At 78.4% G+C, this 1,591-nt stretch carries 1 protein-coding gene; it reads left to right on the top strand.

The annotated features are described in order from the left end of the window. The first annotated feature begins 69 nt into the window (after positions 1-69). Entirely contained in the window at positions 70-1,533 is a 1,464-nt protein-coding gene (locus FOE67_RS25290; RefSeq protein ID WP_182667139.1) for a phytoene desaturase family protein, read from the top strand. The last annotated feature ends 58 nt before the right edge of the window (positions 1,534-1,591 follow it).

Genomic DNA, 1,591 nt, shown 5'->3' with positions numbered 1-1,591 from the left:
GCACCCGACCCCGCCCGGCGCCCCTCCCCGCACCGGCCCGTGATCACGGCCCGGGTAGGGTGCGGGGACATGGCACGGATCGTGGTGGTGGGCGCCGGTATCGGCGCGATGGCGGCAGCCGCCCGACTCGCGGTGGCGGGTCACGGGGTGACGGTGGTGGAACGCGGGGACACCCACGGCGGGGCGGTGGGCCGCCGTGTCCGGGACGGCTTCTCCTTCGACACCGGCCCGGGTCTGCTGTACCTGCCCGCCGTCTGGCGGGACCTCTTCCTGAAAACCGGCAAACGCCCTCTGGAGGAGTGCGTCGAACTGGTTCGGCCCGCCGACCCCGTGGTGGAGCACCGCCTGCCGGACGGGACCCGACTCCGGCTGCCCGGTCTCTCCCGCGGCGCGACGATCCGGGCGGTGCGCGAGGCGCTCGGCGGGGACACCGCCGAGCGGTGGACCGCCGTGCTGGGACGGGCCCGGGAGGCGTGGGAGGTCTCCCGCCGCCCGATGATGGAGGAGCCGTTGACGGCCCGCACCGACCCCGCCCCCTTCCGGCACGACCCCTACCCGGCGGTGCCGCACCGCCGGGGGCTGTTCCGTCGCCCCGCCCCGGCGGACGACCTGCTGACCACGGCGACCCGGGAGCTGGGCGACCCGCGGGCGGTGGCGGTGCTGACCTCCGGTCTGTGGGACTGGGGGGTGAACCCGGCGGACGCCCCGGCCGGCGCGCTGGCGCTGCCCTACGTGGAGCAGACCTTCGGCACCTGGTATCCGCTCGGGGGGACGCGGGCCCTCGCCGACGCCCTGTACGCCCGGTGCCTCGAGCGCCGGGTGGATTTCCGGTTCGGGGTCGAGGCGGTCGCCGTCGCCGAGGAGAACGGGCGGGCCTCCGGGGTGGAGGCGGCGGACGGCACGGTGCTGCCGGCCGATCACGTGGTGCTGGGCGGTTGGTCGCCGTCCCCGGGGAGCCGGGGCGGCGTCGCGGACCCCCTGCGCGAGCCACCGGGAAACGCGGCCCGGGCGTGGAGTCGGGCGACGCTCCTGCTGGCCCTGCGCGGTCGGCGCCCGGCGGGTACCCCCCACCGCACGGTGGTGCACGGGGCGACGGCGGCCGAGCCGCCGGTGACGGTGCTGCAACCGGACGACCCCTCGCTGTGGCCGACCGGGGAACACGCGACCGCCGTGGTCACCGTCCCGGTACCGGTTGGTTCCGGGGGCGCGCTGCCGGCGGGAACCGCGGAGCGGCTGGAGGCGGCGGCGGACGCGGTGGTGCCGGACCTGGCGGACCGGGAACTGTGGCGGGAACTGCGCACGCCCGCGGAGATCGAACGGGACACCGGGGCGCCCGGCGGCGCGATTCCCGGCCCCGCCCTGGGCGGCGGGGTCACCGGACGCGCGGCGGCGCCCAACCCGGGTCCGCTGCCCGGCACCCACCGGGTGGGGGCCCTGGCCCACCCGGGCGGGGGGCTCCCGCACGCCGGGATGACCGGTGCCCTGGTGGCGGGACTGATCGTGGAGGGACCCGACTGGCGCGGCTCGTACTGAGCCCCCGTCCCGCGGGCCCGACGGACCGCGGGGACGCCGGTGGGACGGCGAGGGGGCC

Origin of the sequence: Streptomyces calidiresistens (assembly GCF_014141525.1) — a bacterium.
Taxonomy (GTDB): Bacteria; Actinomycetota; Actinomycetes; order Streptomycetales; family Streptomycetaceae; genus Streptomyces; species Streptomyces calidiresistens.
Note: the sequence above shows the minus strand (reverse complement) of the source record. Positions and strands in the feature narration are given on the sequence as shown.

Coding starts and splice junctions, on each gene's coding strand:
- FOE67_RS25290 (WP_182667139.1), top strand. CDS start 70: ATGGCACGGATCGTGGTGGTGGGCGCCGGTATCGGCGCGATGGCGGCA.